This is a genomic window from Actinophytocola sp., from assembly GCF_036555685.1.
Taxonomy (GTDB): Bacteria; Actinomycetota; Actinomycetes; order Mycobacteriales; family Pseudonocardiaceae; genus Actinophytocola.
In genome coordinates, this window is sequence record NZ_DATBKY010000229.1 from 44,611 (window position 1) to 57,516 (window position 12,906).

At 69.0% G+C, this 12,906-nt stretch carries 12 protein-coding genes and 1 tRNA gene; 9 read left to right on the forward strand and 4 right to left on the reverse strand.

Going from position 1 to position 12,906, the window contains the following annotated elements; translation table 11 throughout:
- Positions 1 to 135: 135 nt before the first annotated feature.
- The 3 genes from VH969_RS21555 to VH969_RS21565 all read left to right on the forward strand — a co-directional run bounded on the left by VH969_RS21555 (position 136) and on the right by VH969_RS21565 (position 1,868).
- Positions 136 to 375: a hypothetical protein gene (locus VH969_RS21555; RefSeq protein WP_331977074.1), complete on the forward strand. Its 240-nt coding sequence runs from the start codon at positions 136 to 138 to the stop codon at positions 373 to 375.
- A 13-nt stretch (positions 376 to 388) separates the two neighbouring features.
- Positions 389 to 748, forward strand: a complete 360-nt coding sequence (locus tag VH969_RS21560; RefSeq protein ID WP_331977003.1) for a hypothetical protein — start codon at positions 389 to 391, stop codon at positions 746 to 748.
- Between the two features lie 511 nt (positions 749 to 1,259).
- Positions 1,260 to 1,868: a TetR/AcrR family transcriptional regulator gene (locus VH969_RS21565; protein WP_331977005.1), complete on the forward strand. Its 609-nt coding sequence runs from the start codon at positions 1,260 to 1,262 to the stop codon at positions 1,866 to 1,868.
- A gap of 13 nt (positions 1,869 to 1,881) precedes the next feature.
- Here VH969_RS21565 and VH969_RS21570 read toward each other — a convergent pair whose 3' ends face one another.
- Positions 1,882 to 3,081, reverse strand: coding sequence for an amino acid deaminase/aldolase (locus VH969_RS21570; protein WP_331977076.1), 1,200 nt, complete (start codon positions 3,079 to 3,081; stop codon positions 1,882 to 1,884).
- A 62-nt stretch (positions 3,082 to 3,143) separates the two neighbouring features.
- Here VH969_RS21570 and VH969_RS21575 point away from each other — a divergent pair, with 62 nt between their 5' ends.
- Positions 3,144 to 4,460, forward strand: a complete 1,317-nt coding sequence (locus tag VH969_RS21575; RefSeq protein WP_331977007.1) for an FAD-linked oxidoreductase, L-gulonolactone oxidase family — start codon at positions 3,144 to 3,146, stop codon at positions 4,458 to 4,460.
- Here the strand turns inward: VH969_RS21575 and VH969_RS21580 are convergent.
- The 3 genes from VH969_RS21580 to VH969_RS21590 form a co-directional block, all read right to left on the reverse strand.
- Positions 4,443 to 5,096, reverse strand: a complete 654-nt coding sequence (locus VH969_RS21580; protein WP_331977009.1) for an NAD(P)H-binding protein — start codon at positions 5,094 to 5,096, stop codon at positions 4,443 to 4,445. The genes VH969_RS21575 and VH969_RS21580 overlap by 18 nt on opposite strands.
- Entirely contained in the window at positions 5,096 to 5,710 is a 615-nt protein-coding gene (locus tag VH969_RS21585; protein ID WP_331977011.1) for a hypothetical protein, read from the reverse strand. Before VH969_RS21585 ends, VH969_RS21580 begins: the two co-directional genes overlap by 1 nt.
- A gap of 1,043 nt (positions 5,711 to 6,753) precedes the next feature.
- Positions 6,754 to 6,836, reverse strand: a tRNA-Leu gene (locus VH969_RS21590).
- Positions 6,837 to 6,949: 113 nt separating this feature from the next.
- Here VH969_RS21590 and VH969_RS21595 point away from each other — a divergent pair.
- From VH969_RS21595 to VH969_RS21615, 5 genes are all read left to right on the forward strand, one after another.
- Complete coding sequence (locus VH969_RS21595; RefSeq protein ID WP_331977013.1) at positions 6,950 to 7,966, forward strand: FHA domain-containing protein; 1,017 nt, start codon at positions 6,950 to 6,952, stop codon at positions 7,964 to 7,966.
- A 94-nt stretch (positions 7,967 to 8,060) separates the two neighbouring features.
- A complete protein-coding gene (locus VH969_RS21600; protein ID WP_331977015.1) occupies positions 8,061 to 8,522 on the forward strand; it encodes an FHA domain-containing protein FhaB/FipA in 462 nt (153 codons plus the stop codon).
- Positions 8,519 to 9,946 carry a PP2C family protein-serine/threonine phosphatase gene (locus VH969_RS21605; protein WP_331977017.1) on the forward strand — a complete coding sequence of 476 codons (1,428 nt, stop codon included), beginning with the start codon at positions 8,519 to 8,521 and terminating at the stop codon, positions 9,944 to 9,946. The genes VH969_RS21600 and VH969_RS21605 overlap by 4 nt, the downstream gene beginning before the upstream one ends.
- On the forward strand, positions 9,946 to 11,397 hold the full coding sequence (locus VH969_RS21610; protein WP_331977019.1) for an FtsW/RodA/SpoVE family cell cycle protein: 1,452 nt from the start codon (positions 9,946 to 9,948) through the stop codon (positions 11,395 to 11,397). The genes VH969_RS21605 and VH969_RS21610 overlap by 1 nt, the downstream gene beginning before the upstream one ends.
- The gene (locus tag VH969_RS21615) at positions 11,394 to 12,905 is read left to right on the forward strand and encodes a peptidoglycan D,D-transpeptidase FtsI family protein (RefSeq protein WP_331977021.1); all 1,512 of its coding nucleotides are present in this window, start codon (positions 11,394 to 11,396) and stop codon (positions 12,903 to 12,905) included. Before VH969_RS21610 ends, VH969_RS21615 begins: the two co-directional genes overlap by 4 nt.
- Position 12,906: the final 1 nt, after the last annotated feature.

Below are 12,906 nucleotides of genomic sequence, written 5' to 3' on the forward strand. Positions count from 1 at the left end.
TTACGCACCAATCTCTGCTCTCAGGCACCAATGTAGTTGGTTGTAAGCATACGAGCACGGAGGGAAGCCGCGACTGTGGAACTGGTGAGGACCACTCCGGCCGCAGCTCCGGCGGCCCCGCGAAAGCTTTCGGGGATCGTCGGTGACGGCTCGGTGGAACCTCGCGGTGACCTGCACGGGTCCGCACTCGGTCGCAAGGTCTGGCGGATCAACTGCGGTGACGTGGTGAACCGCGAGCGGTGCCTGACGGTGCTCGTCGAACGCAATCGGGTGGTCCTGGTGGGACCACCGGGCGAGACAGCGGTGCTGACGGCCGGCCAGCTCGGCCAGCTGCGTATCGCGCTTCGCGAAGCCGCCGAGCAGGCGGAAAGGTGACGGTGACGTTTCGGTGGACGAGATACTCGGGCAGGTGCTGCGCAACGCGGTGTGGGAGCGGCTCGACATGCTCTCCGAGCTGGCCAACCGCGCAGACGCGCCGTCCCTGCTGTCCGTGGCCCGTTCCGAACTTCCCAAGCTGACCGAAGGCTGGCGCGCGATGCTCGCCGCCCACGAGCCGGACGAGAAGGGCAACTGCCCCGCGTGCTCGTCCCGCTGGCGTCAGCAGAAGGCGCCCTGCTCCGTGTGGCAGGCCGCCTACGAACACCTGGTGGCAGGTGGTCTCGCGCCGGATCAGAACCAGGCGAGGCACGCGGTTGCCGAATCTCGGCCGCAGCCGGCGACGCCTGGACGGCTGGCGAGCGCCAGGTGAAGCCGGCGACCTCGGCCCCCGTGACCCCGCACGCTGTGCGGCCTGAGGTCGTCTGATGGACCGGCGGTTCGACTCGTCGTCAGCACCCCCGAGCTAGACGAACGCGGGCCGCCGGTTCCTATAACTCCAGACTCCACGGACCGGTGCTGCTGTACTCCCCCTCCCCCGACCAGCATCGGTCCGTGGCTCCACTCCGGACGACCCTGCTCAGCGCTTTGCGCTTTCGCCGGGTCGTTTCGCGTCATTCTGGGGGGCCGAGCCCCCCATGCCCCCACGGTGCGTGCTTCCTTCGACCCGGCTCGGTCCTGGGAGTGGATCACCAGCACGGCACGTCCCGGAGCCGATCACCAGCACGTTCCGTCCTGCGGGGCCAGTCATCGGCATGGGTGCCGGCGCTGATTTTTTCGTTTTCGCGTGATCTCTGACCACTTTGGGGTTTCGTATACATCGTTCTGTGGTGGAGCCTGCTTCGCGCGGGCAGGATGGGTGTAGGCCCCAGCTAGGAGTACATGTGGCGACCTCTGTGCCGTTGCGAAAGCAACCCGTTCAGCAGCGGAGCGCGAAGCGCGTCGAGAAGATGCTCAAGGCGTGCGCGTCGCTGATCGACGAGCTCGGCTACGACGGTGTGACCACCACGCTGATCGCCGAGCGCGCCGGGGTCGCCGTCGGGTCGCTGTACCAGTTCTTCCCCGACAAGCGCGCGGTCGTCCAGGAGCTGACCAAGCGCAACCTCGACTACTTCACCGCGGAGATCGACCGCCGGCTCGACTGGGACAACCTCGAACACTGGTGGCACGGCGTCGACGAGATCATCGACATCTATGTCGAGATGTACCGCAGCACACCGGGGTTCGCGCACGTGCGCTTCGGTGACGTCATCGATCTGCGGTTCATCGACGAGAAGCGCGACAACAATACGGTCATCGCCGACAAGATCGCCGGGCTGATCGCACGCAAGGTCAACGTGCCCGTGACGAGCATCTACATGCAGATCACGATCGCGAGCGACATCGGCGACGCGATCCTCGCGCTCGCGTTCCGGCGCAAACTGTTCGGCGAGCAGGAGATGATCGACGAGGCCAAGCGGGTCGTGCGCAACTACCTCGCCGGCTCGCTGTAGACCCGCGGGGCCATCAGCCGAAGCACTGCCCTTCGCCGCGGTAGGTGGGCACGGTCTCGGTCACCTCGTCGCCGGAAAGCACGTGGTACTCGGTGAACCGCTCGGCGAGCTCGCCCGCCTTCGTGTGCCGCAACCACACCCGGTCGCCCACCCCCAGGTCGCGCGCGGCCTTCCCGGTCACCGGCGTCTGCACTTCGCCGGCGCCCTCCACGCCGAGCAGCTTCAGCCCGCCCGGCAGGTACGGCGACGGCAACCGGTCCTTGCCGGCCGCACCCGAGGCGATGTAGCCGCCGCCGAACAACGTCGCGATGTTGCGCCGCGGCTTGCGCACGACCGGCAGCGCGAACAGCACGGCGGGCGAAGGGGAGAACCGCCGGTAGTTGTCGAACAGCGTGGGCCCGATCAGTCCGGAGCCGGCCGCGACCTCGGAGACCGACTCGTCGGACCCGGTCGTCTCGATGCTGCCCGTCCCACCGCCGTTGACGAACTCCAGCGAGCCGACGGATTTCACCGCCGCCACGACCTCGCTGCGTCGGGCGGCGAGCTCCTGCGCCGAACGGGCTTGCATCCACCGCACCACCGCACCCGCGACCGGCTTGCCGGCCGGCTGGTCCCCGAGGCCCGCGATCTGGCCCTCATAGCCCATCAGACCGACGAGACGAAAGCCCGGCCTGCCGACCACCGCCCTCGCCAGGGAGGCCGCCTGCGCCGCCGTGAACACCGGGGAACGGCGCGTTCCCACGTGCGCCACATCGAGTCCCCACAGCGGTCGCCAGGACACGTCCAGCTCGAGGCAGACCCGGATGTCGGCGTGCCCGATGCCGAGCGCCGCGTCGACCAGGTCCAGATGGGCGGTCGAGTCGACCATGATCGAGATGTGCTCGCGGGCGTGCGGGTCGTCGGCGAGCATGCGCAGCGCGGCGTGGTCGGTGGTCGGGTAGGCGACGAGGATGTCGACGTCGGCGAGATCCGTGTCGCGCCACTGGCGGGCGAGCCAGCGGGCCTCGGGCAGCGAGTAGGACATCACGCCGGTGAAGCCGTCCAGCCGCAGCACGCGCTCGAGCAGGAACCGGCAACGGACCGACTTGCTCGCCACCCGGATGGGCCGGCCGGCGGCACGGTGCACCAGGTCCGCGGCGTTGTGGTCGAATGCCTCCAGATCGACGACGGCGAGCGGCGGGTCCAGGTGCTTGGTCGCCGCGTCCAGCCTCATCCGGTGCGTCTCCGGGCGCAGTTGAGAGGGCACGGACTCACCGTACGACCTGGGAGGACCGCGTGGCAGCAACGACAGCCTGGCGTAACTGGGCCGGCACCGAATCGGCCGTGGCGACCGACGTGGTCCGCCCGCGCGATCTCGAGGAGCTCGCCGGGGCGGTGACGAAGGCCGCCCGCGACGGCAAGACCGTGCGCGCGCGGGGCAGCGGCCACTCGTTCACCGCGGTCGGCGCCGCGCACGACGTCGCGCTCGATCTGGGCGACTGGACCGGGATCACGTCGGCGGACATCGACACCGGCCTCGTCTCCGTGCGGGCCGGCACCACGCTGCGCGCGCTCAACGCGGAGCTCGACCGGCTCGGGCTCGCGATGACTAACCTCGGCGACATCGACGCGCAGACGATCTCGGGTGCGATCTCCACGGGCACGCACGGCACGGGCGCGCGGTTCGGCGGCATCTCGACCCAGGTCGCCGGGCTCGAGCTCGTGCTGGCCGACGGATCGGTGGTCGGCTGCTCCGCGAGCGAGCTGCCGGAGCTGTTCGCGGCGGGTCGGGTCGGGCTCGGCGCGTTCGGCGTGATCGCGTCGGTGACGCTGCAGACCGAGCCGTCGTTCGTGCTCGCCGCCGAGGAACGGCCGGAGCCGCTCGACGAGGTGCTCGAGGCGCTGGACGAGAACTGCGCGCACAACGACCACTTCGAGTTCTACTGGTTCCCCTACGGCCCCAAGGCGTTGACCAAGCGCAACAACCGCCTGCCGGCCGGCACCAAACCGGAGCCGCTGTCGAGGGCGCGCCAGTTCGTCGAGTACGAGCTGATGGAGAACCGGGCGTTCGGCACGCTGTGCCGGATCGGCCGCCGGGTGCCGAAGTTGGTACGGCCACTGAACAAGCTGTCGTCCAACGTCCTCTCCGCACGGTCCTATCGGGACGTGTCGCACCGCGTCTTCGTGACCAACCGGAGCGTGCGGTTCGTGGAGTCCGAGTACGCGGTGCCGCGAGAGGCGCTCGGCGACGTGCTGGCCGAGCTGCGCAGGCGGGTGCCGAAGCTCGCGGACCCGGTGATGTTCCCGGTGGAGATCCGCGTTGCGGCGGCCGACGACATCTGGCTTTCCACTGCGTACCAACGGGATTCGGCGTACGTCGCGATCCACCAGTTCGTCGGCATGCCGTACCGGGCGTACTTCGACCTGTTCGAGTCGATCGTCGGCGACGTCGGCGGCCGGCCGCACTGGGGGAAGATGCACACGCTGGACGCGGCCGCGCTGCGCGAGCGGTACCCGCGCTTCGACGACTTCGTCGACCTGCGGACCAAACTGGACCCGGGCGGGCTGTTCGCGAACCCCTACCTCGACCGCGTACTAGGCAAGACGGTCTAGCGCCCGGTCGATCGCCTCGTCGCCGCCGACGAGCTCGAGCACCTTGCCGGCGGTCGCCGGCCGGTCGAGGAGGCCGACGAGCACGGTCGCGACGTCGTCGCGGGTGACCGAGCCGCGCCGGACGTGCTCGTCGAGGGTGACCGTGCCCACACCGGGATCGTCGGTGAGGCCGCCCGGACGCAGGACCGTCCACTCCAGATCGCGGGCCATCAGGTCCTCGTCCGCGGCGGCCTTGGCGCGCAGGTACCCGCGGAAGACCTCGTCCAGGTCCGGGTCGTCGGCGCGGTCCAGACCGATCGAGCTGACCTGGACGTAGCGCCGCACGCCCGCGGACTCGGCGGCGTCGGCGAGAAGTACCGCGGCCGCGCGGTCGACGGTCTCCTTGCGTGCGGCGCCGCTGCCCGGCCCGGCACCGGCGGCGAACACGACCGCGTCGGCGCCGCTGACGACGCCGGCCACGTCCGCGGTCGTCGCGGCCTCGAGATCGACGACCGCCGCCTGGCCGCCGGCCGCCTGCACATCCGCTACGTGGTCGGGGTTGCGCACGATGCCGATCACCTCGTCGCCGCGGTCCGCGAGCAGCCGGGTCAGCCGCAGCGCGATCTTGCCGTGCCCGCCGGCGATCGCAACTCGCATCAGACGGTGGCGAGGATCTGCTCGTAGGCGAGCTCGTTGATCCAGCGGTGCGTGCCGTCGACGCCGGCCGGCGCCCGGTCACCGCGGACCGCGAGGTCGAGCGTGATGTCGGGGCCGGGCTCGGCGCTCAGCACGCCCACGCCGTACGCGCGGGCGCGCGGCAGGCAGTTCACGAGGTAGTCGTTGGTGATCACGACCGACATCGGCAGCACGACGGCGGCGTCGCAGTACCGCAGGAACGGCACGGCGTTGACGAGCCCGGTGCGCCAGTGGCGGGTGACCGCGAGCGCGCCCACGATCCGCACGGCCGGCTCGGGCACGTGGCCGGTGAACTCCGGCCACACCCACGTCGACACGGTCGCGCGGTCGACCTCGGGGCCCTGCCCGAGGCAGATGCGCTCCGCGTGCGCGTCCGGCATCAGCTGGGCGACCAGGTTGATCCGCCGGCCGAGCAGCTTCATCTCCGGCAACACGACCCCCTGCCAGCCGAGCTCACGCGCGGCCGTGGCGGCCAGCTCGTCGACTTCTGCCGGCAGCTCGACGGACGGGACAAGAGGAGACGGCACTGCCGTCAGGTTGTCCACCGCCGCCGTGCGCCCAGGAATGCCCGTCACGAACTCAGCCCTCTCCGTTATCCGCCGCGCCCTTCAAGCCATCCCCTGCCAAGCGCGGCGTTTTTCGGTACCTGTCTGGCGTACCAGTTGGCCCTGCTCGAAACGCAGACGAGAACGCGCCTCCTGCGACCGGCGGCGCGCAGCGGTCGGTGACCGGTCGACGGACGGCAATAGGACTTCTGCCCCGCTGTGCCGCCGTCTGGGTGAGTCGTCGGCTGGATGGCTGAACGCGAGGGAGTACCGAGGGTTGCGCAACGCAATGCAGGGCAACACCAGCAAAGATCGAAAGGACGACCGCCGCGGTTACGCAAACCGCAGGCACCCCCCGCGCCGAGCACGCCGAAATCCGTTACGACGCAACCAATCCGGACACCGGCAAAGATCCACATCGCCGCGCCGGACCCTGCGCTCCGCATCGACCCCATCGCCTGGTGCCCCGAGGTCGAACGAACAACCAGTTCCACCGGCCCTTCCCCGAGCCACTCACCCACCCGGCCCACGACGAACGGAGGAGCACCACCCGCAACCGGCTCATTCGTAGCCACCGTGGGAAACCACCCCACCGCACCCAGTAAGCGGAAAGTGAGGCAGGACACCCTTTTCGCCAACCCCAGTTGAGGAAATTGTTTCCCAGCCCCAGCTTCCGCGAAGAGCCCTCCGTAATGGCAACTGGTGAAGGAAAGCGCCCACCCCGAAGACGGTTGTCCGAGGTCCAGACCACGCCCGGCGACGGAGCAACGCCCCCACCCCGCACACGTCCACAAAGAGAGCACGAGACAGAACCGCACCGAAGATCAGAAGCGCAGAGCAAGATCCAAGCGCACACAAAGATCAACCGGCAGGCCAAAGCAAGACCAACAACGGCAGAAGCAAGACCAACAACAGAAGCAAGACCAAGGGCAGAAGCAAGACCAACAACGGATGCTGGTGACACCAATCCGACACCACGCTGGGTCAACAGAAGCCGGCACCGTGGGGGTCTGGGGGTCGCCCCCCAGAACAAAACGGAAAAGGCGGGAAGGTGCCCAAAGCACCGAACAAGGTGGGCGAGGGGGGAGTTGAACCCCCACGTCCTTACGGACACACGGACCTGAACCGTGCGCGTCTGCCATTCCGCCACTCGCCCGAGTGGAACGTCGCGAAGCCTACACGGTCGTCAATCGGGTTTGCACATCGCACTGTCCTCCTGGCCGGACACGGATACGATCGACTGAGGAGCACGTGTGGAAGGAGGTACCCATGGGCATCGGCCAGCGGCTCAACCGCAAGCTGGAGAACCTCGTGGGCAACTCTTTCGCTCGCGTGTTCGGTGGCAGTGTGGTGCCGCAAGAGGTGGCGCAGGCACTGCTGCGTGAAGGTGAGGTCAACGTCCGCGAGCTCGCTGGGGGTCGACAGCTGATACCCAACCACTACATAGTGCAACTGGGTGCGGCCGACTTCGAAAACTTCGCTAACGATGAAGACCGCACAACAGCGCTGCTCGCGGACTGTGTGAAGGAGAATCTCTCCGAGCACCAATGGGACACCTATGGTGACGTCGTAGTCTCCCTGGAGCGCTCCGACGCGCTGCACACCGGACAGTTTCGAATACGCTCGGCCGTCGACCCGGATGTGAAGGCTTCCGGGAAGCGGTCAGCATCACCCCGCAACGCAGGAGACCGATCGATGAGCCAGCCTCCCGGCTACGGCCAGCCGCCCGAGGGCGATCCCTACGGACAGCAGTACGGCTACGGCCAGCAGCAAGGTTATGACCAGGGCTACGGCCAGCAAGGCGGCTACGACCAGGGATATGGCCAGCAACAGCAGGGCTATGACCAGGGTTACGGCCAGCAGCAGGGCTACGGCCAGCAGGGTTACGACCAGGGCTATGGCCAGCAGGGCTACGGCCAGGGCGGCTACCAGCAAGGTGGCGACCCCTACGGTCAGCAGGGCTACGCCCCGCCGGCGGTGCAGACCGGCCCGCGGCAGCTGAACGCCAGCCTGCAACTTGACGACGGCTCGAACCGGACGTACTCGCTCAAGCAGGGCGGCAACGTCGTGGGCCGCGGCCAGGATGCCGACTTCCGGCTGCCCGACACCGGCGTCTCGCGCCGGCACCTGGAGATCACCTGGGACGGACAGAGCGCCACGCTCGCGGACCTCGGTTCGACCAACGGCACCACGGTCAACGGCACTCCGGTGCAGACCTGGCAGCTGGCGGACGGCGACGTCATCCGCATCGGGCACTCTTCGTTGGTGTTCCGTACCCAGGGCTGACCGCAGGCCGCGCAGACCGACCCTCAATACTGAGCACAGGCACCGGTCGGGTGCCGGTGCCATTGACCCCTACCGGCGGGAGCGTTCGCAGCAGGTGCCAGAGCTTGTTGTGCAGCTGACCAGAGCAGGGTTCCTTGCCCTGCTCTGGTTGTTCGTGCTGGCCGCGCTGCGGATCGTGCGCTCGGACCTCTACGCCGCGGCCGGACTGAAGGTGGCGGTGCCCGGATTCCGCCGCAGCACCGCGAAGAAGGCCCGGGGCAGCAAGGCACCCCGGCAGCTCGTCGTGACCCACGGCGCCCTCGCCGGCACCAGGATCTCGCTGGACGGCCGGCCGATCATGATCGGGCGGGCGGACGACTCGACGCTCGTCCTCGACGACGACTACGCCTCCACCCGGCACGCGCGGATCTCGCTGCGGGGTACCGACTGGTACGTGGAAGATCTGGGCTCGACGAACGGCACGTACCTCGACCGGGCTAAGGTCACGGCGCCCCTCCGGGTGCCTCTCGGGGCCCCGATCCGAATCGGCAAGACGGTGATCGAGCTACGGTCATGACCCTCGTCCTTCGCTATGCGGCCCGCAGCGACCGGGGCCTGGTCCGATCGAACAACCAGGACTCCGTGTACGCGGGGCCGCGCCTGCTCTCGCTCGCCGACGGCATGGGCGGGCACGCCGCGGGTGAGGTGGCCAGCAAGGTCGTCATCGCCGCGCTGGCGCCGCTCGACGACGACGAACCCGGCGAGGACCTGCTGGGTCAGTTGCGCGAGGCGACCAATGCGGGCAACGGTGCGATCGCCGAGCTGGTGGCGAGCGACCCCGAGCTCGACGGCATGGGCACGACGCTCACCGCGATCCTGTTCGCCGGCACCCGCATCGGGCTGGTGCACATCGGCGACTCGCGGGCGTACCTGCAGCGCAACGGTCAGTTCGCGCAGATCACCCACGACGACACGTTCGTCCAGTCGCTGATCGACGAGGGCCGGATCACCGAGGAGGAGGCGGCCTCGCACCCGCAGCGCTCGCTCCTTCTCAAGGCGCTCACCGGACACGAGGTCGAGCCGAACCTGACGATCCGGGAGGCCCGCGCGGGCGACCGGTACCTGCTGTGCTCGGACGGTCTTTCCGGTGTGGTGTCCCACGAGACGCTCGCCGACACGATCAAGATCCCGGACGCCCAGGAGTGCGCGGACCGGATGATCGAGCTCGCGCTCAAGGGCGGCGGGCCGGACAACGTCACGGTCATCGTGGCCGACGTGGTCGACATCGACTTCGGCGAGGACGCCCCCATCGTCGGCGGCGCGGCGGGCAACGGGCAGGACGACCAGCCGCCGCCGGACTCGCCCGCCTCCCGTGCGGGCGCGATCACCTCGCCGCGCATCGAGCCGGTCCGGGTCGAGCCGACCGAGCCGCCGCCGGACCCGAAGGCCAAGCGCCGCAAACGGATCCGGCTCTTCGTGCTGCTGATCGTGGTCCTGCTGGTGCTGACCGGCGGCGCGGTGGCCACCTGGATAGTGGTGAACAAGCAGTATTTCGTCGGCGAGGCCGACGACGGCGAGATCGCGATCTTCCAGGGCGTGCGCGGCAGCATCTTCGGCATCTCGCTCAACACCAAGGTGCAGGGCTCCTGCGGTCCAGAGGTGCTGACCTGCGACCGGTTCTACGTCGACGACCTGCGCCAGCTCGGCCGGGACGCGGTGCGCTCGGGCACGGAGAGCTTCGACAACATCCCCGACGCCCGCCAGTTCATCCAGGACCTGCGCACGAAGTATCCGCTGCCGACGTGTGAGTCGCTGATCAAGCAGCAGGAGCAGGTCGGCTCGCCGGCGCCGCCGAAGACGACCGGGCGGAAGCCGCCGGCCTCCGGGAAGCCGCCGGCTCGCACGACCACGACGACCCCGCCGAAGACCACGACCGAACCGGTCGAGCCGGATCCGGGAGTCAACTGCCGCCAGCCGCGCGGGGACGAGGGCGGCGGCTGATGGCGCAGCCAGGGCCAGTGTTGGCCGCACAGGGCAACGAGACGCCAGGCAGATCGGCTCCGACCCGGCGCGGTACCGAACTGGCCATGCTGGCGTTCGCGGCCGGCCTCGTCACGGGCGCGCTCATGCTCGTCGAGGCCAATCAGGAGCAGACTCTCACGATCCGGCTGGTCTGGTACGGGCTTGCCTACCTGGCGCTGTTCGGCATCGCGCACGCGGCGGTGCGGAAGTGGGCGCCGTACGCGGATCCGCTGATCCTGCCGTGCGTTGCTTTGCTGAACGGCATCGGCCTGGTCATGATCTACCGGATCGACCTGGCCGACGCCGAAGCGGCGGTGCGGACGAACACGGAGTTCGAGAACACCGTCCCCAAACAGATCCTGTGGACCACGATCGCGCTGGTGCTGTTCCTGGTCGTGCTCTACGTGATCAAGGACCACCGCACGCTGACCCGCTACGGCTACACCTTCGGCCTCGCCGGCCTCTTCCTGCTGGCGCTGCCTGCCGTGCTGCCGGGCGTGATCGCCCCGACGATCAACGGCGCGAAGATCTGGTTGCGGCTCGGGCCGGTCTCGATCCAGCCCGGTGAGTTCGCCAAGATCCTGCTGCTGATCTTCTTCGCGGCGTTCCTGGTGTCCAAACGCGACCTGTTCATGGCCGCGGGCCGCCGCGTGATGGGCATCGACCTGCCACGGGCGCGCGACCTCGGGCCGATCCTGTTCTGCTGGGCGGTCTCCGTGGTCGTCCTGGTCGCGGAGAAGGACCTCGGCAGCTCGCTGCTGTTCTTCGGCACCGTGCTCGTGATGCTCTACGTGGCGACCGAGCGGGGCATCTGGGTCGGCGTCGGGCTCGCGCTGTTCGTCGGCGGCTGCCTGCTCGCCTACCAGCTGTTCGGCCACGTCCAGGTGCGCGTGGCGAACTGGCTGGACCCGTTCGCCGACTACGACTCGGGCGGCTACCAGATCGCGCAGTCGCTGTTCGGGCTCGGCACCGGAGGCGTCGGCGGCACCGGGCTCGGCGCCGGCCGGCCGGACATGGTGCCGCTCGCCAACAGCGACTTCATCACCGCGGCGATCGGCGAGGAACTCGGCTTCATCGGGCTCGCCGCGCTGCTGCTCGTCTACATGCTGCTGGCGATGCGTGGCCTGCGCTCGGCGGTCGCGGTGCGCGACACGTTTGGCAAGCTGCTCGGCGGCGGGCTCTCGTTCGCGTTGATCATGCAGGTGTTCGTCGTGGTCGGCGGTGTCACCAAGCTGATCCCGATGACCGGCATCACCGCGCCGTTCCTGTCCGCGGGAGGTTCCTCGCTGCTCGCCAACTACGTGCTGGTCGCGCTGCTGCTGCGGATCTCCGACGCCGCCCGCCGCCCGCAGACCGGCGCGAAGCCCAAGCAGCCGCAGCAGGTCCCGATCGCCGAGGCGGGCACCGTGATGGTGGAGCGTCCCTCATGAACACTCCCCTCCGCCGCGTCGGCCTCGCCATGCTGGCCATGATCATCCTGCTGCTGGCGAACGCGACCTACATCCAGGTCGTCAAGGCGGACGACTACCGCAACGACCCGCGCAACCAGCGCGTGCTGCTCGAGGAGTACGCCCGCCAGCGCGGCCGGATCATCACCTCCGACGAGGTGATCATCGCCAACGTCAAGTCGACCGACGACCGGCTGCGTTTCCAGCGGACCTACCTCAATGGCCCGATGTACGCGCCGGTGACCGGGTTCTACTCGGTCCGCTACGGCGCAACCGGCCTCGAGCGCACCGAGGACGAGATCCTCAACGGCTCCGACGACCGGTTGTTCGTGCGCCGGCTCTCCGACCTCATCACCGGCCGCGACCCGCGCGGCGGCAACATCGTCACCACGATCAACTCGAAGGTGCAGAAGGCCGCCTACCAGGGCATGACGGCGAGCGGCTACAAGGGCGCCGTCGTCGCGCTCAAGCCCGACGACGGCCAGATCCTCGCGATGGTCTCCACGCCGTCGTTCAACCCGAACGCCCTGGCCGTGCATGACGGTGACGACCAGGAGAAGGCGTACAAGAGCTTCAACACGAACAAGAACAAACCGATGCTCAACCGGGCGATCCAGGAGAACTACGCGCCCGGCTCCACGTTCAAGCTCGTCACGGCGTCCACCGCGCTGGAGGACGGCAAGGACAAGGAGTACCAGCTGACCGCTTCCCCGGGCATCGACGTGATCACCGGCGACCCGTGCGACCCCTCGGACGGGAGCAGCCGCTGCCTGTCGAACTTCGCGGGCAGCTCCTGCGGTTCCGGCCAGACCGCGACGATGGCGACCGCGATCCAGCTGTCCTGCAACACCGCGTTCGCCCAGCTGGCGTCCCAGGAGGGCGCGGGCAAGCTCAGCGCGCAGGCGGCGAAGTACGGCATCGGCCAGACGGACCTGACGATCCCCATGCCGGTCGTGGCCTCGTGCATCGGCCCGCAGGGCGACCAGTGCCTCACGATCTCCGACAAGGCGGCGCTGTACCAGAGCGGCATCGGCCAGCGCGACGTCCGGCTGACGGCGCTCCAGAACGCCGTCATCGCGGGCACGATCGCCAACGGCGGCGACCGGATGCGCCCGCAGCTGGTGCAGAAGATCCTCGCGCCGGACCTGTCGATCATCTCCGACTACGAGCCGGAGTCCGAGGAGCAGGCCATCTCCGGCAACAGCGCCGACCAGCTGCGCGACATGATGATCCTCTCCGAGGAGCACACCGGGGGCGACGGCAAGCGCGGCGATCTCACGATCGCGTCGAAGACCGGTACCGCCGAGACGGGCGCCGATCCCAAGAACACCCCGCCGTACGCCTGGTACGTGGCGTTCGCGCCGGCGGAGGACCCCAAGGTCGCCGTCGCCGTGATCGTGGAGAGCACCGACGTCGCCGCGACGGGCGGCAAGCTGTCCGCCGCGATCGGCCGGCAGACCATCGACGCAGCGCTGGCCGGGGGGAACTGAG

Bases quoted from the DNA above. Each gene is read 5' to 3' on its own strand.
- VH969_RS21610 (WP_331977019.1), top strand. From the start codon at position 9,946: ATGGCGCAGCCAGGGCCAGTGTTGGCCGCACAGGGCAACGAGACGCCA.
- VH969_RS21605 (WP_331977017.1), top strand. From the start codon at position 8,519: ATGACCCTCGTCCTTCGCTATGCGGCCCGCAGCGACCGGGGCCTGGTC.
- VH969_RS21570 (WP_331977076.1), bottom strand. From the start codon at position 3,081: ATGAGGCTGGACGCGGCGACCAAGCACCTGGACCCGCCGCTCGCCGTC.
- VH969_RS21595 (WP_331977013.1), top strand. From the start codon at position 6,950: ATGGGCATCGGCCAGCGGCTCAACCGCAAGCTGGAGAACCTCGTGGGC.
- VH969_RS21580 (WP_331977009.1), bottom strand. From the start codon at position 5,096: ATGCGAGTTGCGATCGCCGGCGGGCACGGCAAGATCGCGCTGCGGCTG.
- VH969_RS21615 (WP_331977021.1), top strand. From the start codon at position 11,394: ATGAACACTCCCCTCCGCCGCGTCGGCCTCGCCATGCTGGCCATGATC.